Here is an 18,421-nt window from a genome sequence, read left to right as displayed (position 1 = left end):
ATACAAACCTGAAAAGATTTCGTGAACTCACGATAGTGTTTTGAGTAAACTTCAGATTTAACTATTTGCTAACCACGATTTATTCCTATTTTATCTATTCGGCTGCTTCGGCGCCACGCCGTTTGAGGTCGATGCTGCCGGCCGTACGCGCCCAGAAATCGGACATGAAGGCGGGGTCGCGCAGCGCCTCCAGCCTCGGCCAGTCCGCGAAGGAGGCGGCGAAGGTCGCAGCGCTCATGCGCGCATCCTTGTAGGGGTTGACCGCCCCACCCGCCTCGACCGTGATGCGGTCGAGTACAGCAAGCAGCCTCAACGTCTTTTCGCCCCGGTTGGGGAAATCCAGCGTCAGCGTGTAACCTGGCCTGGGGAACGACAGTAGCGCCGGCGAGCGGATCGAACCGAAGCGTTTCAGTACGGTGAGGAACGACCCTTGCCCGGCCTGCCGGGCCGCCGCGAGCAATTCCGGCACGACGATGCGCGCAGCCTGTTGCGGCACCACGCTCTGGTGCTGGAACAGCCCCTTGGGGCCATAAAGCCGGTTCCAGTCGCGCATACCGTCGAGCGGAAAGAAAAAACCGTGGTAGCTGGTCTGGCGCGGCACGGCCGCCCGGCCTTTCTTCCACCGGTAGGTGGCATTGAAAGCGGTCAGGAACGGCCGGTTGAGCACATTGAACGGCGGCTGGAACGGCACGGAAAGATTGCGGCCGGCGCGCGAGGCCACATGTGAACCATGCTCGGCATGGTTGCCGGTAAACAGCAGCCCGCGCCCGCAGCCGCGGCCGCCGGCGAGCTGGTCGATCCAGGCGACCGCATATTCATTGGCCAGATCCGCCGCGGCGGCCAGATCGAAAAATTCGCCGAGATCGCGGAACGGCGTCGCCTTCTCGACGATGTCGAGCGACTGCACCCGCGTCAGCCGGATCGAGGCCGACAGGATCAGGCCCGTCAGCCCCATGCCGCCAATGGTCGCCGCAAACAGGCGCGGATTGTCCGTGGCCGAGCAGCGGTAGGTCTTGCCGTCGGAGCGCAGCAGCGTGAAGCTCTCGACGTGGCAGCCGAACGTACCGCGCCGGTGGTGGTTCTTGCCGTGCACGTCATTGGCGATGGAGCCGCCGAGCGTGACGAATTGCGTACCCGGAACCACCGCTGGAAAGAAGCCATGGGGTGCTGCATGCGCGATGATATCCGAAAGCAGCACGCCCGCATCCGCTTCGAGCACACCGGTCTCGGCGTCGAAGGCGCGGATATGGTTCAGGCTCCGCATGTCGACGACCGCGCCAGCATGGTTCTGGCAGGAATCGCCATAGGAACGACCATTGCCATAAGCGAGCAGCGATCGGTCCTTCGCCTGGCCGCCCTTCAGCAGCGCGATGGCATCGTCGGCGTGGATCGCTCCTGGTGTCGGCGGCGTGACGAGGCCGAAGCTTCGAAAATGTTCGGTCATGCCTACCAGCCTCCGATGACCAGCAGCACCGCGCCGATCAGAACCACGATCTGGCTGCGCCAGTCGCGGATGATGAAGACGACCGGGTCGTCATGCATCTCGTCGCGGCGTGCCAGGATCCAGACACGCATGGTGAGGTAAAGAACGATCGGCGGCAGCGGCCAGATCAGCCACGGATGCGGATAGAGTTCGCGCACCGCGACACTGTCCATGTAGAGCGCCAGCACCAGCGCCGAGGAGAAGGCCGACGCCATGCCGGCCTGGGCGACGATCTCCTGGTCTTCGGTGCGATAGCCGCGGCCGGCAATGCGTTCGCCGGGCGGGATGGCGGTGGTTCTAAGTTCGACGAAGCGCTTCACCAGCGCCAATGACAGGAAAAAGAAGATCGAGAAGGCGAGCAGCCAGAACGAGACGTCGACGCCGGTCGCCGCTGCGCCGGCGATCACGCGGATTGTATAGAGCCCGGCCAGCGTCAGCACGTCGACCAGCAGCATGCGCTTGAACGACAGCGAATAGGCCGTGGTGACGACCATGTAACCGACGAGCACCGCCAGGAATTCGGGCGACAGGAAGAGTGCGGTGGCGATGCCGATCGCCAGCAGAACCGCGATCGCGCCGAGACCGAACGGGATTGACAGCGCGCCGCTGGCGAACGGCCGGTTGCGCTTGGTGACGTGCTTGCGGTCGAGCGCTAGGTCGAAGAAATCATTGAGGATGTAGATCGCCGACGCCACCGCGCTGAATGAGATGAACGCCAGCAGGCATTCCCAGATCATGTTGGAATTGAAATATTCGTGCGACAGCACCATCGGCACGGCGATCAGCGAGTTCTTCAGCCATTGGTGCACGCGCAGCATCTTGACGATGGTCCGCAACGTCGGCTTTGGCGCCGGCATCGTTTCGGCGCCATGCGCCGCCTGCCAGCGCGCGGCATGGCGGTCGGGCGCGACAACGATTGCATTGCGCGCGGCATCGAAGACCTGGAGGTCGTGGTGGCTGTTGCCGGCATAATCGAAGCCGCCATCGCCATAGGCAGCGACCAGCGAGGCGCGCTTCTTGCCCGAGGTGAGATTGTCGAGACCATCGGTCGCCAGCACCCGGTCGAAGATCCCGAGGTGGCACGCGATGGCTTCGGCGAACTTACGCGGCGTGCCGGTCGCCAGCACGATCTTGCGGCCCTCGGCGTGCTCAGTGCGGAGCCGATCGAGCAGCGGCGCGCGATAAGGCAGCGACGCGGGGTCGATATCGATGCGCTGCGCGATGGCCTGCTTCAACCGCGCCGGCCCGGCGGCCGCCCAGAACGGCACCAGCAAGATGTAGAGCGGATTCTTCTTGAGCAGAAGGAACAAGCCCTCCCACAACAGGTCGGTCGCGATCAGCGTACCGTCGAGATCGACCGCAAGCGGTATTGCGTTCCTGTCCGACCGCGCATCCATCTACGTCCTGCCCCTGCCGCCGTTTTCCGGTAAACCGGAATCTCGTAGCGCACCGTGTTTCGGCGTCTTGGGGCTGGTATAGCGGGGTATAGCGTAGCGAACGTTAAAACGCCTGGTTGCAGGCGGCTGCCGCACAGCTATTTCCGGCGCCATTGTTAAGTAACTGCTACCGGAAACGATAGAAGGCCGAGCAAATGCCCGGCCTTTCCAACTATGCCCTTGTTACTACTTGATGCGGGCGACGCCGCCGGAAATCTCGAGGATTTCCGAACCCGTCAGGGCTTCAAGATCACCATTGGGCAAGGTAACGAAGCAGCCGCTCTGGCAGAACTCGACGGTTTCACCGGCGGCCAGCGCGAGTTCGGTCTTGCTGCCGCCCTCCGTCACGACCAGCGTGCGGGTCTCGGCGTCCTTGTTGACCGCGCTGGCGGCATGGGCCGAGCCGCTCACGGCGAGCATGGCGACGGCAGCGACGAGAGACTTCCACATTTTGCAATATCGGTGTTCCCACCGCCTCTGTTGCATTTCGCAAGGCATTTTCGCCCTTTGCATGGAGCTTATATGAGATGGAAGCTGAACCGCAACTGAATGCCGCATTCATGCCGCAATTGGCTTTGGGTTGTGCGCAGGCACGTCCAAGCCTGTTAATTTCGCCGACCGGCACGATATGATGCAGGAGGCGGCCAACGCGAAGAAATGACCATGCACGACAACTGGCTGGAAACGATCGGCGTTGCGGTTGAGTCGCGAAGGATTACCGCAGGTGTAACCCACTATGTGCCCGCATCCATCAACCATCGGCTTGGAGTCCATGTTGGAGCACCAGTCAATGCGTCGTGCAATTGCGACGACAAACATCACCGTCGGGTCCAGTCGGACGGCGACATCGACATCGTGCCCGCCGGGCTCGAAGGCGACTGGCAGGATGACGCGGATTGCACCATCCTGCGACTGTGGGTCAGCCCGGCGCTGGTCCGCCGTGCCGCCGAGGATCTCGAAATCGATCCGGACCGGGTCGTTGTTCGTCCGCAGTTCCAGCGCCGCGACCCAAGGATAGAACATATCGCCCACGCATTGGCGACCGGGCTGAGCCCGGACGTGCCATCCGACCGGCTGTATTTCGAAAGCCTGGCCAGGGCGTTGGCGGTGCGGGTCATCCAGGGTGCTGCATCAAGACCGGATGTTCGAGCCATGCAAGCGCTTTCCCCCGGCCAGAAGCACCGGCTGGCAGATTTCATCGAAGCCAATCTCGATCAGGATCTTTCGCTGGATGAACTGGCGCAGGTGGCAGCCATCAGTGTCTCGCATCTGAAAGTGCTGTTTCGCCGCACCTTCGGCATGCCGCCCCACCGATATGTCATCCATCGCCGGGTCGAGCGGGCCAAAGCGTTGCTGGACCAGGGGAAAATGCCGCTGAGCGAAATCGCGCTCGAAGCAGGTTTCGCGCATCAGAGCCATATGGCCCAAAGCATGAAGCGCATCCTCGGCGTCACGCCGGGCGCCCTGATCCGCATGCAGCGCTAGCCGGCTGTCCGGCATTTTTTCCCAGGTTTGCCAGTTTTCAGAACCGATCATCCGTTTTTGTCTTCCACCGTCCATATCTGGGCGACCTCAGCCCTCGGATCCGGCATTCCTGTCCTCCATTGGTGAGAATGAAGGATAAGGGCATGTTTGTCATTTTGGGTGCGGCGGGAAAAATCGGACGGGCCACCATCGGTGCGTTGCGTAGACATGACGTTCCGGTCAGAGCCGTGGTACGAAATTCCTCGCGCGGCGAAGAGTTCCGTGTCCTCGGCTGCGAAGTGGAAATTGCCGATCTGCGCGACGCCGCGGCCCTGGCGCGGGCAACAAAGGGCGCCACCGCCGTCCAAGTCATCTGCCCGACCGGTGTCCGGGCCGAAGATGCATCGGCGGAGATGGACGACACCATCAAATCCGTCGTCGACGCACTCGGTCAGACCCGGCCGCAGAGCATTCTGGCGATCTCGGACTATGGCGCCGAGCTCGCCGCCGGCACCGGCATCACGCTCGCCTTCCATCATCTGGAATCGCAACTGAAGACCATACCGGCGGCGCTCACGCTGCTGCGCTCAGCCGAGCACATGCAGAACTGGAACCGGCTGGTCGGCCGCGCGATCGAGACGGGCGTGCTGCCGAGCTTGCATCATCCCATCTCCAAACTGTTCCCGACGGTGTCGGCTGGCGATGTCGGCCTGTTGTCGGCCGATCTTCTCCTTTCCGGCAGCGGCGAGGCGCTGCGCGTGGTCCATGCCGAGGGACCCGATCGTTACAGCGCAACCGATGTGGCGCGGACGATTGGCGAGATAGCCGGCCGGGAGATCGTCGCACGCCAATTGCCGAGGCAGGACTGGGTTCCCGCGCTCGTCGGCGGCGGCATCAGCGCGAGTTACGCCGAACTGGTGGCGACGATGTTCGATGCTCACAATGCCGGCCGCATCGACATCGAACACGGCGTCGGCGAGATCAGGCGCGGCAAGACCGATCTGCGTACGGCATTGGCCGCCCTGATCGAGGGCCGCCAACCAGCCTAATGTGGATCGGGCTTACGCGGCTTCCGCCCCGCTTTGGTGAGCTTTTTCGCCTCGGCCGCGGCGTCCGCCTTCGCCTGCTCCTGTTCGGCGAAGTCGGCCTCGATCTTGTCATCGTCGGTCGGCCAGGCCTTGGGCTTGTACACCTCGACGACGGCGCGCGGCGTCGAGGGGATTTCGATGTGCTGGTCGCTGAATTTCTCCAGTACGGCGAAGCGGATGTCGTTCTGCACGCCACTGCCGTTCATGATGTCGGCCAGGAACACGCGGATTTCGAATTCCAGCGCGGCCGCGCCAAAATTGGCAAACAGCACGAAAGGCTCGGGGTTCTTCAGCACCATCGGATGGCTGCGCGCGATCTCGAGCAGGATGGCGTGCACCTGCTTGACGTCGCTGCCATAGGCGACGCCGACCCTGATCTCGACACGGCCAAGCTTGTTGCGGTGGGTCCAGTTGCCGACGGCGTTGTTGATCAGGTTCGAATTGGGCAGGATCACCGACTGCCGCTGGAACGTCTCGATCTCGGTGGCCCGCACGCTGATCTTCTTGACCGTGCCGCTGACGTCGCCGGCGACGATCCAGTCACCGACCTTGAACGGCCGCTCGGCCAAAAGGATCAGGCCGGAGACGAAATTAGACACCACATTCTGCAGGCCAAAGCCGATACCGAGAGAGAGGGCACCGGCGACCAGCGCAAGGCTGGAAAGATCGATGCCCGCCGCCGATATGCCAACCAGCCCCGCCAGCGCCACGCCGGCATAGCCGACCGCCAGCCGGATCGAGTTGCGCACACCGGTATCGACCTTGCCGCGCGCCATCACCGAACCATCGAGCCAGCCCTGGAACCAGCGCGTCAGGAAATAGCCAATGATGAAGACGACGATGCCCGAAAGGATACCGGTGACCGAAATCGTCACCGAGCCGATGGCGATCCCGGTCGCCAGCTTGTAGGCCCAGGCCTGGATATCGCCCGGCTGGAAACCCCACATCAAAAGGATAAGCGGCAGGAAAACCAGCACGATCAACAGGTTGATCGCAACGCTGACGACGAGGCCGAGCTGGTCGAGTGCGGTGTCCTCGTAGCTGGAATTGGCCGATAGCCAGCGCCCGACTGACGTGTTGGCGAACGCGCCTTCCTCGCCGATGGCACGCGCCGAGAGGAAGCCGATATAGGCGGTGATCAGCGCCGTGCCGGTGACCACGACCTGCAGCGAAACGAACAGCGCCAGGCCGATATAGCCAAGCAAGGCGGCGATGATGGTGAACAGGCCAAGCGCCAGCGCCAAATAGCGCAGCCATGCCGGCCATGGCCGCCAGCTGCCGTCCCGCGCCTTGAACGGCCGCAACATCGCCATCAGGATCAGGATGATGCCGACGACGATGGTGGCGACGAAACTGCGCGCGATGGTCAGCGACAGCGGCGATCCCATCTTGTCATTGATGATCGACAGGAACGTGTTGACGGAGATGACCACAGCCATGGCGGTGGCAAGGCGCACCAACCAGCGCGCCGGCACGGTTTCAACTGGGATCAGGCGCCAGTTCGGCAGCCGCGGCTCCAGCGCCGCATTGGTTAGCCGGTTGACGCAGAATATCACCCCGATGGCCGTCGCCAGCGCATTGAGAAATAGACCAATATCGCCACGCAACACATTGTAATAGTTGAAAAAGAAGATGGTGGAGCCGAGAAACGCGGCGACCGCCAGCGTCGGCAGCAAGGTCGACCAGAAGGCCACCGAAAGGCGGCTGAGATAGGATGGGTCTTCGTTGGCGGGATCTGCCTCGAACACGCGCCCGAACAGCCGCCTACCGCCGACCAGCAGCACCAGCGCCAGCCCGAGCGCCACGAAGGTTGCCGCGAGGATGGCCTGGAACTTGAACTTGAAGGCGAAGCTCAGCCAGGACGACACCGCATTGTAGAAACTGGCGTATTCCTCCTGGGCGTCGGAAAAGACCTGCGGGCTCAGCGCATCGGACAACACATAGCGCTTGGTCAAAAGGTTGCGGAACAAAGCGCTGCGCATATTGCCGATCCTGTCGATCAGCCCGCTGATGCGGATCGACAGGTTCTGTGCGCTGGCGACGACCGAATTGATCTCGGCCTTTTCCGAGGCAAGCGCCTGGCGCTCGCCGGTCACGATGTCGGGCTCTTGCGGCTGGCCCGCTGCTGGCGGCGGCCCAAGCACCTCGATGCGATTGTTGATGTCGGTGAGCCGCGTACGGAACGCCAGTGCACTGGTCAGTGCCGCCCGCGACAGATCCTCCAGTTGCAGGCGGATATCCACGAGCGAGGCATCATCCTCGCCGTCCTGCTGTATCTTCTTCTCGAGGTCGTCGGTCTTGGCCGTCAGGCCCTGGATGACTTTCTGCTGGTCGGTGACCAATCCGGCGGCGCCCTGGCCGAGCGCTTGCGCCATCGCCTCGAATGAAGGCGACGCCGAAACAACGAGCGCAAAGACCAGGATGAGGCGAAGCAATCTCAAAAGCATGACGTATTGGCGACTCACGGGCGGCAAGGCATTCAAAAGCCTGTCCTTGATAAAGACGGCCATATCGTGGGGCAAGCCGTCGCATCCGATCGCGCTTGGATCGCGATCCGAGCGTCGGCCAGTCGAAAGGCCATGGCGCAATATTGGCTTTGCGCATGCGGCCTGCTCTATAGTCTGCCGCATCGCCCGAACCGGATGACAATGATGGCAGAGTACTCGGCCTTTTCGCTACTCGCGAACGCGCTCAAGGGAAACAAGGACTGGAAACCGGCCTGGCGCAAGCCGGACCCGAAGGCATCCTATGACGTCATCATCATCGGCGGCGGCGGGCATGGGCTGGCGACCGCCTATTATCTGGCCAAGGAACACGGCATCACCAATGTCGCCGTACTGGAAAAGAGCTGGCTCGGCTCCGGCAATGTCGGCCGCAACACCACGGCCGTGCGCTCGAACTATCTGCTGCCCGCCAACACCCGCTTCTACGAACATTCGATGAAGTTGTGGGAGGGCCTGTCGCACGAACTCAATTACAACGTCATGTTCTCGCAGCGCGGCTGCCTGAACCTGGCGCACACGCCGGCCCAGTTTGACGATTATGCCAGGCGCGGCAACGCCATGCGCCATCTCGGCGTCGACGCCGAATTGATGACGCCGGCCGAGATCAAGCGCCTGATCCCGGCACTCGACATCTCCAGCGACGCACGCTTTCCCGTGGTCGGCGGCCTGATGCAGCGGCGCGCCGGCACCGCCCGCCACGATGCCGTGGCCTGGGGTTATGCGCGCGGCGCCGACCGGCGCGGCGTCGACATCATCGAGAATTGCGAGGTCACCGGCTTCCTGCGCGATGGCGACCGCGTCACCGGCGTCACCACCTCACGTGGCGACATCCGGGCCAGGAAGGTCGCGGTCGCGGTAGCTGGCAGCACCGGGCGCGTCATGCAGCTTGCCGGTATCGCGACGATGCCGATCGAGAGCCATGTGCTGCAAGCCTTCGTCACCGAATCGCTAAAACCCTTCATCGACACGGTGGTGACCTTCGGCATGGGGCATTTCTACATGTCGCAGTCCGACAAAGGCGGCCTTGTCTATGGCGGCGATATCGACGGCTACAACAGCTACGCCCAACGCGGCAACCTGCCCATCGTCGACGAGGTGATGAGCGAGATGCTGGCGCTGTTCCCGGGCCTTGCACGTGTGCGCATGCTGCGCTCCTGGGGTGGTGTGTGCGACATGTCGATGGACGGCTCGCCGATCATCACCGCCGGCCCCCTGCCCGGCATGTATCTCAATTGCGGCTGGTGCTATGGCGGCTTCAAGGCGACGCCGGCTTCCGGATGGACCTTCGCCTGGACCATCGCCAAGGACGAGCCGCACGAGTTCAACGCGCCCTTCACGCTCGACCGCTTCCACCGCGGCCTCGTCATCGACGACAAGGGCCAGGGCGCCAACCCGCGGCTCCATTAGGAAACATCCTGTGCTGATCACTTGCCCCTATTGCGGCCCGCGCGGCGTCATCGAGTTCACCTATCAGGGTGACGGCAACCGCGAGCGCCCCGATCCCGCCTCGCAGAATTTCGAAGCATGGAACGCCTATGTCTACGACCGGCTGAACCCGGCCGGCGACCACAATGAGATCTGGCAGCATTCCGGCGGTTGCCGCGCGCATCTGAGGGTCGTGCGCAACACGCTGACGCATGAGATTTCGAGCGTCGCCTTCGTGCGCGGCGATCATGGCTCGGCCGCGCGCCGCAAGGCGGAGGACAAGGCATGAGCCCGCGCCGCACCGACACTGGCGGCCGTATCGACCGGCTGAAGACGATCCGCTTCACCTTCGACGGCGTTGCCTATACCGGCCATGCCGGCGACACGCTGGCCTCGGCGCTATTGGCCAAGGGTGTCACGCTCTTCGGGCGGTCGTTCAAATATCACCGCCCGCGCGGCCTGCTCACGGCGGGCGTCGAGGAGCCGAATGCACTGGTGACGGTGCTGAAGGGCGAGGTGCGCGAGCCCAACATTCCGGCGACCATGGTCGAGATCCATGACGGGCTGGTCGCAATCAGCCAGAACCGCTTTCCCTCGCTCGCCTGGGACGTCAACGCCGTCAACCAGCTTGGCGGCAAGATCCTGTCCGCCGGCTTCTACTACAAGACCTTCATGGGGCCGGTGATCGGTCCGCTGAAAGGCACGCGTTTCTGGATGTTCTGCGAGCATTTCATCCGCCGGGCCGCCGGTCTCGGCAGCGCCGGATCGGCCAAGGACCCGGCCCGCTACGAGCGCATGAACGCCTTTTGCGACGTGCTGGTGGTCGGTTCCGGTCCGGCCGGCCTGATGGCTGCAAAGGCCGCCGCCGATCACGGCGCCCGTGTCATACTGGCCGATCTCGAGCCGCGTTTCGGCGGCTCGACCAACTGGTCGGATGAAACCATCGATGGCGCGCCGGCGGCCGATTGGGCGCGGCGCACCGTCACCCAGCTCGAAGGCCGCGACAATGTCCGGCTTCTGCCGCGCACCACGGTGTGGGGCTATTACGACAACAACACGCTTGCCGCGTTGGAACGGGTCAGCGACCACAAGGAGCAGCCCGCCAAGGGTGAGCCGCGCCATCGCTACTGGGCGATCCGCGCCAAATCCGTGGTGCTGGCCACCGGCGCCTTTGAGCGGCCTCTGGTCTTCCCGGGCAATGACAGGCCGGGCGTGATGCTGGCCCATGCCGCCGAGCGCTACGCCAACGAGTTCGGCGTGCTGCCCGGCGAGCGTATCGCGCTGTTCACCAACAATGACAGCGCCTATCGCGCGGCCGTCGCTCTTAAAAAAGCCGGCGCGGCGATTGTCGCCATCGCCGACGTCAGGTCCGAGCTTTCGGCCGAGATGCGCAAGCTCGCCACCGAAGCCGAGGCCGAGATCTTCGGCGGCCACGCCGTCGTCGCCACCGAAGGCGGCAAGGCGCTCTCCGGCATCAAGGTCCAGCGTTTCGAGATGGTCACCGGGGCGCTCACCGGCGAAGAGCGCAGCATCCATGCCGACTGCCTGCTGATGTCCGGCGGCTGGTCGCCGACCATCCATCTCGCCAGCCAGGCAGGCGCCAAGGCGGAATGGAATGCCGCACGGCAAGCCTTCCTGCCACCCAAGCCGACGCAACAATGGATCGGCGCCGGCGCCTTTACCGGCAGTTTTTCCACCGTCGAGGCGATCGCCGAGGGCCGTGCCGCCGGCCTTGCGGCGGCCGGCGGAACAGGCACGCCGACGGCATTGCCAACTGTCGAAGCGGTAGCAGGCGATCCCGATCCGGCGCCCGTCTGCGAGATCAGGGCCAAGGGCAAGAGCTTTGTCGATTTCCAGCACGACGTGACATCAGAAGATGTCCGCCTGGCGCATCGCGAAGGCTTTGTCTCGGTCGAGCACCTGAAGCGCTACACCACGCTCGGCATGGCGACCGACCAGGGCAAGAGTTCCAACGTTCCCGGCCTTGCCATCATGGCCGAAGCGCTGGGCAAGCCGATCCCCGAGGTCGGCACGACCCGCTTCCGGCCACCCTTCGCGCCGGTATCGATCGGTTCGCTGGCGGCGGAGCGCTTCGGCGACCTGAGGCCGGAACGGCTGACGCCGATGCATGACTGGCACCTCGCCAATGGCGCGACCATGTACTCCGCCGGCCTCTGGTACAGGCCGATGATCTATGGCCATGCAGGCGAAACAGTCGAACAGGCCTATGTCCGCGAGGCCAGGGCGACACGCGAAAGCGCCGGCATCGTCGATGTCTCGACGCTCGGCAAGATCGCCGTGCAAGGCCCTGACGCCGCCGTCTTCCTCGACCGCGTCTACACCAACATGTTTTCGACGCTGGCCTTCGGCAAGGCGCGTTACGGGCTGATGCTGCGCGAGGACGGCCTTGCCTTCGACGACGGCACCACCTGGCGGCTCGGCGAACAGGACTTCCTGATGACCACCACAACCGCCAATGCCGGCAAGGTGATGCAGCATTTGGAATACTTCCTCGACGTGATCTGGCCGGAGCTGAAAGTCCACGTCACCTCGGTCACCGACGAATGGGCGGGGGCGGCGATCGGCGGGCCGAAGGCCAGGCAGATCCTCGCCGCCTGTGTCACCGGCACCGCTGTCGACAATGCGACACTACCTTTCATGGGCATCGTGCGTGGCGAAATTGCCGGCGTGCCGGTGATGATATGCCGGCTTTCCTTCTCCGGTGAGATGGCCTTCGAGGTCTATTCCGGCGCCGGTCATGGCACCCGTGTCTGGGAAGCGCTGGTCGAAGCCGGCAAGCCGTTCGGGCTGGTCACCTACGGACTCGAGGCTTTGGGCACGATGCGCATCGAAAAGGGCCACGTCACCGGCGCCGAGATCGACGGCCGCACCACGGCGCGCGACCTGCATCTCGACTGGATGCTGTCGAAGAAGAAGCCGTTCATCGGCTCGGCGATGATGGATCGCGAAGGCCTGATCGCGTCCGACCGGCTGGAGCTGGTCGGCCTGATCGCGCTCGACAACCGGCCGCTCAACGGCGGCGCGCACATTGTCGAGGCATTGGACGAAGCCAATCCGCACGGCTCGATCGGCCACATCACCGCCTGCTGCTATTCGCCGGCGCTCGGCAAGCATATCGCACTGGCCCTGGTCGAGGGCGGCAAGGCAAGGCATGGCACCCGCGCCCATGTTTCCGATCCCTTGCGCAACCGCTTCGGGCCGGTCGAGATCGTCTCCAACCATTTCTACGATCCGGAAGGGACCCGCATGCATGGTTGAGCGCCAATCCCCTCTCGAGCCGGAATTTCATGTCGGCTCGCATGGCAATTTCGAGCATGGCGTCGATATCCTCCTGACCGAAACGCGGCCAGGCTCGATCGTGCAGCTCGCCGCCTGGCCGGGCGAAGAGAAGAGACTGATCGCTGCCATCCGCTCCGTCACAGGGCTTGCGCTGCCCGACGGTGCCGGCGGTGGCGTGAACGACGGCGTCAAATCGGTTTTCGGCTTCGCGCCGGGAAAGTTCACCGCGGCCGATGACGCCGAAGGGCTGGCGGCGGCTTTTGCCAAGGCGGTGACGCCGGAAATCGGCACTGTGACCGACCTGTCGCATGGCCGCACCGCCATCCGCATCGCCGGACCGAAGGCTGAATGGGTGCTGGCGAAATTCTTCGCCATCGACTTCGCGCTGCCGGCCTTCCCGGTCGGCGCTGGCCGCTCGACCGCCCATCACGACGTCTTCGCCCAGATCCAGCGCACCGGCGCCGACCAGTTCGACATCTATGTCTTCCGCTCCTTCGCGCGTTCATTCTGGAAGGCGCTTTGCCATGCCAGCGAGGAAGTCGGCTACGAGGTGCAATAGGTCACCTCGCCCGGCTAGACTAGGATTGCTGCGCAACGACGTGCCAGTCGGCGTTCTGCAGCACAACGCGATAGCCGTCGCAATCCTCGAAGGTTACGCCCTGCCTGTCCCAATAGGGATTGAAGGCCGCCACGGTGGCGTAGCCTTGGCTTTTCATGCGCTGGATGGCCGCTTCCCACGCGTCACGGTCCGGCATGTAGAAGACGACCAGATTGTCCGCCGTGGGTGCCCTGCCGGCATCGTGACCATGGGCGTGGGTGAATTCGAAATGATAGGCCTCGCCGGGCTGCCCGAGCATGACGCCATCGAAGCCATCGTGGTCACTGAAGCGAAACAGCTCCTGAAGACCGAGACCATCCCGGTAGAAATGGATGACGGCCGCCAGGTCGTTCGTCGGCCGCGCCACACGCAGGACGAGATGAGGTTTCATTCGCTGTCTCCTTTTTGGCTCTGATTGAAGTCGGATTGGGCTGCCTGTGGCGCAATCGTGCTTGCCCATTGCGTCACGACCAGGCCGCCGATGATCAGCGCTAGCCCAGCCAAACGAGCGGTTGTCGCCGGCCGATGGGCAAAACCCATCAAGGCGAAGTGATCGATGAGCAGCGACGCGGCCATCTGGCCGGCAATGACGGCAACGATGAAGCTGGCAGCGCCGAGCCTGGGCGCCAGAAGCAGTGCGGCCGTGATGTAGACCACGCCAGCCGCGCCGCCGATCCACACCCACCACGGACCTTTGAGCGCCATCTCGACAGAGGGGACCGGCAGCCTGAAGGCGATCATGACCGGGACGATCAACACGGCGCTGACGCCCAGCGAGATCAAAGTAGCCCAGAGCGGATGGCCAAGCAGGCGGCCAAGCATTGCGTTTGCTCCTGCCTGGAAGGGCACCACGCCCCCGGCCAGCAAGGCGGCGACAAGAAAGGAAAAGCTGCTGGGCATGAGATTGTCTCCATATCGATCATGCCGGATTAGACCATCAGGTTTTCGTATTGAAATTCGATTTTTGTACGATCAATATGCATGAAATGAATAATCTCGCTGGTATCGACCTGAACCTGCTCGTCGTGCTCGATGCCTTGCTGGCCGAACGCCACGTCTCGCGAGCGGCAATCCGACTGAACAAGAGCCAGCCCGCCGTCAGCCATGCGCTCGCCAGGCTGCGTCACCTTCTCGACGACCCGCTGCTGGTCAGACGGCAAGGTGGCCTTGAGCCGACGGCGCGCGCCATGGAAATCACCCCTGCGCTCACCGACGCACTCGATCGTATGCGACACCTTCTCGCGCCGGCTGGCTTCGACCCGGCGACGGAGCGTCGGACGTTTCGGCTCGCCATGTCGGACTATGGCGCGGCGGTCATCCTGCCGGCCCTGCTGCCGCTCATGCGGGCGCAGGCGCCGCAAGTCGACCTGGTGGTCAGCCAGGCGAGCCGCGAGGTGATGGTTTCGCAAATCATCGATGGCGAGATCGATCTTGCCTTTGGCGTCTTCCCCGGCCTGGATCGGTCCGTTCGCTCGCATCGCCTGTTCGACGAGCGCTTTGCCTGTCTCGCCGACGCCGCGAGCCTCGGTGGCAGACAGACGATGGATCTGGCGACTTATCTCGAGCGACCGCACGCGCTGGTCGATTTGCGGCCCGAGCGTCAGAGCGAGGTCGACAAGGCCTTGGCCGAATTGGGCCGCAAGCGGCGGCTCTGCCTCGTCATCCCGCATTGGGGCGTGGCGCCGCGCCTGATCGCCGACACCGACCTGGTGCTTACCGTCGCCAGCCGGATCCTTCCGGCGCCGGACGAACGGCTTTGCGTGTTCGCCCCACCTTTCGAAATTCCAGCCTTTCCATTCACCCAGATCTGGCACGAGCGGCGCGAAAACGATCCCGCGCACCAGTGGTTGCGCTTGCGGCTTCAGCATCTGTTCGACGACTGAACGTCCGAAGCACGTCGGCACGCGAAGAAGACCAAGTCAGCCGCACGCAGGTGCTTCTGGCCTCAATGCCGGGCGGTTCTGCCGCTAGAGAATCGCGCCGACGGCGGCCATGATGCAAAGACGTGGCCGCCCAATCGGTCCAAGGGGTATAAAAATCCCGTCTCAGAGTCGGCATATTTGGTTCGAACATCCCAATGACCGCAGAACTATCCGCCGGCGCCACGGATCGCGCCGATGTGTCGGCCAGAGCCTTGCTCCTGCTGCCGTTGACCGTCGCCTGCGGCGTGTTCATGACCAGCCTCGACCAGAATGTCGTGGTGACGGCGCTGCCCGGCATCGGGGAAAGCCTCGCCCGCCCGCCGAGCCAGCTCGGCCTGTTGATCACGGTCTATGTCGCCAGCCTGATTATCTCGATGCCGCTCGGCGGCTGGGCCGCCGACCGCTTCGGCCTGCGCAACGTCTACTGCTTCGCCTTGCTGGTGTTCGCCGCCTCGTCGGCGCTCTGCGGCCTTTCTGACAACATCTGGACGCTGGTTGGCGCCCGTGCCCTGCAGGGCTTCGGCGGTGCGCTGATGGGCACGCTCGGCCAGGTCGTCATCCTGTCGAGCTTTCCGCGCAACCGGACGCTGAAGATCAACATGTACATCTCGGTCGCCAGCCAGACCGGACCGCTGGTTGGGCCGCTCGTCGGCGGCGCGCTGACCACCTACATTTCCTGGCGGTGGATCTTCTTCATCAATGTGCCGTTCGCGCTGGCGGCGGCGATCCTTGCCGCCTCGCTGTTTCCGACGGTGACAAAACCGGTTCGCACGCGGTTCGATTTTCCCGGCTTCCTGCTGGTCGGCAGCGGCATGATCCTGCTGGTTTTCGGCATGGACTCGCTTGCGGCCAAGGACGCCGCCGGCGGCATGATTGCCGGTGAACTGGCGCTGGCCGTCGTCATCCTGTCGATCGCCTCGCTCTACTGCCTGCGCGTGCCCAACCCCCTGCTCGACCTCAAGCTCCTGCGCATCCGCACCTTCCGCATCTCGTTCCTCACCGGCGGCGGCCTGGACACGATCGGGCTGAGTTCCGTCGCCTTCCTGCTGCCGCTGATGTTCCAGCTCGGCTTCGGCATGAGCGCGGTGCAGGCGGGATCGCTGACATTCATTGCCGCGCTCGGCTCGGTGGTCATGCGGTTCTTCATGCCGCGCGTTCTCAACCGGTTCGGCTTCCGCCGCGTGCTGGTCTTCAACACGCCGGTCGTTGCCGTCATGGTTGCCGGTTTCGCCTTGATGCAAGCTACAATGCCGGTCTGGATCGTGCTGACCTACATCTTCGCTTTCGGCGTTTTCCGTTCCATCCAATGGGCCTCGACCGGAAACCTCGCCTATTCCGACATCGCGCCCGAACAGCTCGCCCGCTTCAGTGCGCTCTACTACATTCTCTGGCAGTTGGCGGTAGCCATCAGCGTCGGCCTGGCGGCGGCCATGCTGTCATTCCTGGCCGGCGGCGGGCCCGCCGTGACCAATGATTTCCGAATCCTGTTCGCGATCGAGGGCGTCATCACACTCTGCGCGCTGCTCGCCTATCTCAAGCTGACGCCACAGGACGGCGCCCATGTCAGCGGCCATGGCATGCGGATAAATACGGAATGATGCATATCGCCCGGACTGTGCAGCGGTTCGGGGCAGCGACATGCATAAGAGAAGAATTAGTCGCCGACGAAGCTATTCGCTGAACGTCACCCACTCTTCCAGCGGCACACGGTCGGTGCGGAAGGCGTTTTCCGGCTTAGACGTGTCCTCATGGCCCAGCGCCATACCACAGACGACGATCTCCTCGTCTGGAATGTTGAGCACCGGCCGGATCTGACGGTGATAGGGCGCGAACGCGGCCTGCGGGCACGTGTGCAGACCCCTGCCCCGCGCCGCGACCATGATGTTCTGCAGGAACATGCCGTAGTCGATCCACGAACCCTGGTTGAGCCGGCGATCGATGGTGAAGATCATGCCGACCGGCGCGTCGAAGAAGACGAAGTTGCGGTCGTGCTGTGCGCGCATCTTGTCGACCTCGCGGCGGCCGATGCCGAGCGCGCCATAGAGGCCGAAGCCATTGGCGCGGCGGCGGGTAAGATATGGCTCGAAGAACTGGGTGGGATAGTAGCGGTACTCGTCCCAGTCGGCCTTTTCGGCGCGGATACCGGAATTCAGGATAGCATCCGATATCTGTCGCTTGGTCTCGCCCTTGGTGACGTAGACCCGCCATGGCTGCATGTTGGTGCCCGACGGCGCACGCGCCGCAACCGCAAGAATGTCGCGGATGGTGTCGTCGTCGATCATGTCGGGCAGAAATGCGCGCACCGAACGGCGCGACATGATCGCCTCGTCGACGATCGCGGCCTCGTCAGCGATTCGAGCCTTCTTTTCCAACATGGGCCGTCCCTTAGCCATTGTGCCGATCGGACGTCCCCACTCGCCGCTCGCGGCGGAGCCTTTGCATGAACCGTCAAATTCCTGCAAGCAAATCTTGAGCATTGGTGAAAATCTACTTGATTTTTTCATGAGCTTGACCTCTCATGAAATTCAGATGGAATTTTTCATGAATGACCGTTTTGCCCTCCACTAGCGCACGAACATTACAGGGACCTGACGAACGCGTGCTGGCCAGCGATATCCGCGCGCTGCGTCGCGCGCGCGGGCTGACGCTCGCCGAGATCGCCCTGAAACTCGGCCGTTCGGTCGGGTGGGTGAGCCAGGTCGAGCGCGGCCTGTCGACACCATCAGTCGGCGATCTCAGGGCCTTCGCCGAGCTGTTCGGCGTGCCGATCAGCCTGTTCTTCAGCCATGACGTGCCGGTCGAGAGCGAGCGCGGCGTGGTGGTGCGGGCCGGCAGGCGCCGCACGCTTGGCACCAGCGAATCCGGCCTGGTGGAAGAACTCCTGTCGCCCGATCTCGGTGGTAGCTTCGAGATGGTGCGTTCGATCTTCGCGCCGGGCGCGGAGATGAAGGCCGCGCAGCTGCGGCCGACCGAGGAAGCCGGCTATATCGCCTCGGGTATTTTCGAGATCGAGATAGAAGGCGTCTGGCACCGGCTCGGCGGAGGCGATTCCTTCCGCTTCGAAGGCAAGCCCTACCGCTGGCGCAATCCAGGCACCGAGCCGGCGGTTGTCATTTGGGTGGTTTCACCACCCGTCTATTGAAATGCAGATCGCCCAAAAGCGTGCGGCGCTCTTGGGAGACCTGCATCAAAACAAAAAAT

General features: G+C 63.5%; 16 protein-coding genes. 9 read left to right on the top strand and 7 right to left on the bottom strand.

The window, feature by feature from the left end; genetic code table 11:
* Positions 1 to 94 precede the first annotated feature (94 nt).
* The 3 genes from A3AU_RS0102090 to A3AU_RS0102080 all read right to left on the bottom strand — a co-directional run bounded on the left by A3AU_RS0102090 (position 95) and on the right by A3AU_RS0102080 (position 3,369).
* On the bottom strand, positions 95 to 1,444 hold the full coding sequence (locus A3AU_RS0102090) for an FAD-binding oxidoreductase (protein ID WP_027051315.1): 1,350 nt from the start codon (positions 1,442 to 1,444) through the stop codon (positions 95 to 97).
* A 2-nt stretch (positions 1,445 to 1,446) separates the two neighbouring features.
* Positions 1,447 to 2,880: a UbiA family prenyltransferase gene (locus A3AU_RS0102085; protein WP_027051314.1), complete on the bottom strand. Its 1,434-nt coding sequence runs from the start codon at positions 2,878 to 2,880 to the stop codon at positions 1,447 to 1,449.
* A 225-nt stretch (positions 2,881 to 3,105) separates the two neighbouring features.
* Positions 3,106 to 3,369 carry a hypothetical protein gene (locus A3AU_RS0102080; protein ID WP_027051313.1) on the bottom strand — a complete coding sequence of 88 codons (264 nt, stop codon included), beginning with the start codon at positions 3,367 to 3,369 and terminating at the stop codon, positions 3,106 to 3,108.
* A gap of 207 nt (positions 3,370 to 3,576) precedes the next feature.
* On the opposite strand from A3AU_RS0102080, the gene A3AU_RS0102075 reads away from it, so the two are divergent.
* Both A3AU_RS0102075 and A3AU_RS0102070 read left to right on the top strand, forming a co-directional pair.
* On the top strand, positions 3,577 to 4,404 hold the full coding sequence (locus A3AU_RS0102075) for an AraC family transcriptional regulator (RefSeq protein ID WP_027051312.1): 828 nt from the start codon (positions 3,577 to 3,579) through the stop codon (positions 4,402 to 4,404).
* Positions 4,405 to 4,547: 143 nt separating this feature from the next.
* A complete protein-coding gene (locus A3AU_RS0102070) occupies positions 4,548 to 5,432 on the top strand; it encodes an NAD(P)H-binding protein (protein ID WP_027051311.1) in 885 nt (294 codons plus the stop codon).
* On the opposite strand, the gene A3AU_RS0102065 is transcribed toward A3AU_RS0102070, so the two are convergent.
* Positions 5,429 to 7,918 carry a mechanosensitive ion channel family protein gene (locus A3AU_RS0102065; RefSeq protein WP_027051310.1) on the bottom strand — a complete coding sequence of 830 codons (2,490 nt, stop codon included), beginning with the start codon at positions 7,916 to 7,918 and terminating at the stop codon, positions 5,429 to 5,431. The two genes, A3AU_RS0102070 and A3AU_RS0102065, sit on opposite strands and share 4 nt — an antisense overlap.
* Before the next feature lie 204 nt (positions 7,919 to 8,122).
* Here A3AU_RS0102065 and A3AU_RS0102060 point away from each other — a divergent pair, with 204 nt between their 5' ends.
* The 4 genes from A3AU_RS0102060 to A3AU_RS0102045 are packed head-to-tail and all read left to right on the top strand — an operon-like array spanning position 8,123 to position 13,259.
* Positions 8,123 to 9,382: a sarcosine oxidase subunit beta gene (locus tag A3AU_RS0102060; protein ID WP_027051309.1), complete on the top strand. Its 1,260-nt coding sequence runs from the start codon at positions 8,123 to 8,125 to the stop codon at positions 9,380 to 9,382.
* A gap of 10 nt (positions 9,383 to 9,392) precedes the next feature.
* The gene (locus A3AU_RS0102055; protein WP_027051308.1) at positions 9,393 to 9,689 is read left to right on the top strand and encodes a sarcosine oxidase subunit delta; all 297 of its coding nucleotides are present in this window, start codon (positions 9,393 to 9,395) and stop codon (positions 9,687 to 9,689) included.
* Complete coding sequence (locus A3AU_RS0102050; RefSeq protein ID WP_027051307.1) at positions 9,686 to 12,679, top strand: sarcosine oxidase subunit alpha; 2,994 nt, start codon at positions 9,686 to 9,688, stop codon at positions 12,677 to 12,679. The genes A3AU_RS0102055 and A3AU_RS0102050 overlap by 4 nt, the downstream gene beginning before the upstream one ends.
* Positions 12,672 to 13,259, top strand: a complete 588-nt coding sequence (locus tag A3AU_RS0102045) for a sarcosine oxidase subunit gamma (protein WP_027051306.1) — start codon at positions 12,672 to 12,674, stop codon at positions 13,257 to 13,259. The genes A3AU_RS0102050 and A3AU_RS0102045 overlap by 8 nt, the downstream gene beginning before the upstream one ends.
* 19 nt (positions 13,260 to 13,278) lie before the next feature.
* On the opposite strand, the gene A3AU_RS0102040 is transcribed toward A3AU_RS0102045, so the two are convergent.
* Positions 13,279 to 13,689 carry a VOC family protein gene (locus tag A3AU_RS0102040; protein WP_027051305.1) on the bottom strand — a complete coding sequence of 137 codons (411 nt, stop codon included), beginning with the start codon at positions 13,687 to 13,689 and terminating at the stop codon, positions 13,279 to 13,281.
* On the bottom strand, positions 13,686 to 14,198 hold the full coding sequence (locus A3AU_RS0102035) for a DMT family transporter (RefSeq protein ID WP_027051304.1): 513 nt from the start codon (positions 14,196 to 14,198) through the stop codon (positions 13,686 to 13,688). The genes A3AU_RS0102040 and A3AU_RS0102035 overlap by 4 nt, the downstream gene beginning before the upstream one ends.
* A gap of 86 nt (positions 14,199 to 14,284) precedes the next feature.
* Between A3AU_RS0102035 and A3AU_RS0102030 the strand changes: the two genes are divergently transcribed.
* Both A3AU_RS0102030 and A3AU_RS0102025 read left to right on the top strand, forming a co-directional pair.
* Positions 14,285 to 15,181, top strand: a complete 897-nt coding sequence (locus A3AU_RS0102030; protein WP_027051303.1) for a LysR family transcriptional regulator — start codon at positions 14,285 to 14,287, stop codon at positions 15,179 to 15,181.
* 194 nt (positions 15,182 to 15,375) lie between these two features.
* The gene (locus tag A3AU_RS0102025; protein WP_027051302.1) at positions 15,376 to 16,818 is read left to right on the top strand and encodes an MFS transporter; all 1,443 of its coding nucleotides are present in this window, start codon (positions 15,376 to 15,378) and stop codon (positions 16,816 to 16,818) included.
* A gap of 72 nt (positions 16,819 to 16,890) precedes the next feature.
* Here the strand turns inward: A3AU_RS0102025 and A3AU_RS0102020 are convergent, their stop codons facing one another.
* Positions 16,891 to 17,595, bottom strand: a complete 705-nt coding sequence (locus A3AU_RS0102020) for a nitroreductase (RefSeq protein ID WP_027051301.1) — start codon at positions 17,593 to 17,595, stop codon at positions 16,891 to 16,893.
* Positions 17,596 to 17,765: 170 nt separating this feature from the next.
* On the opposite strand from A3AU_RS0102020, the gene A3AU_RS0102015 reads away from it, so the two are divergent.
* A complete protein-coding gene (locus A3AU_RS0102015) occupies positions 17,766 to 18,362 on the top strand; it encodes a helix-turn-helix domain-containing protein (protein ID WP_081709413.1) in 597 nt (198 codons plus the stop codon).
* Positions 18,363 to 18,421 lie beyond the last annotated feature (59 nt).

It is taken from the genome of Mesorhizobium erdmanii USDA 3471 (genome assembly GCF_000472705.1).
Taxonomy (GTDB): domain Bacteria; phylum Pseudomonadota; class Alphaproteobacteria; order Rhizobiales; family Rhizobiaceae; genus Mesorhizobium; species Mesorhizobium erdmanii.
Note: the sequence above shows the minus strand (reverse complement) of the source record. Positions and strands in the feature narration are given on the sequence as shown.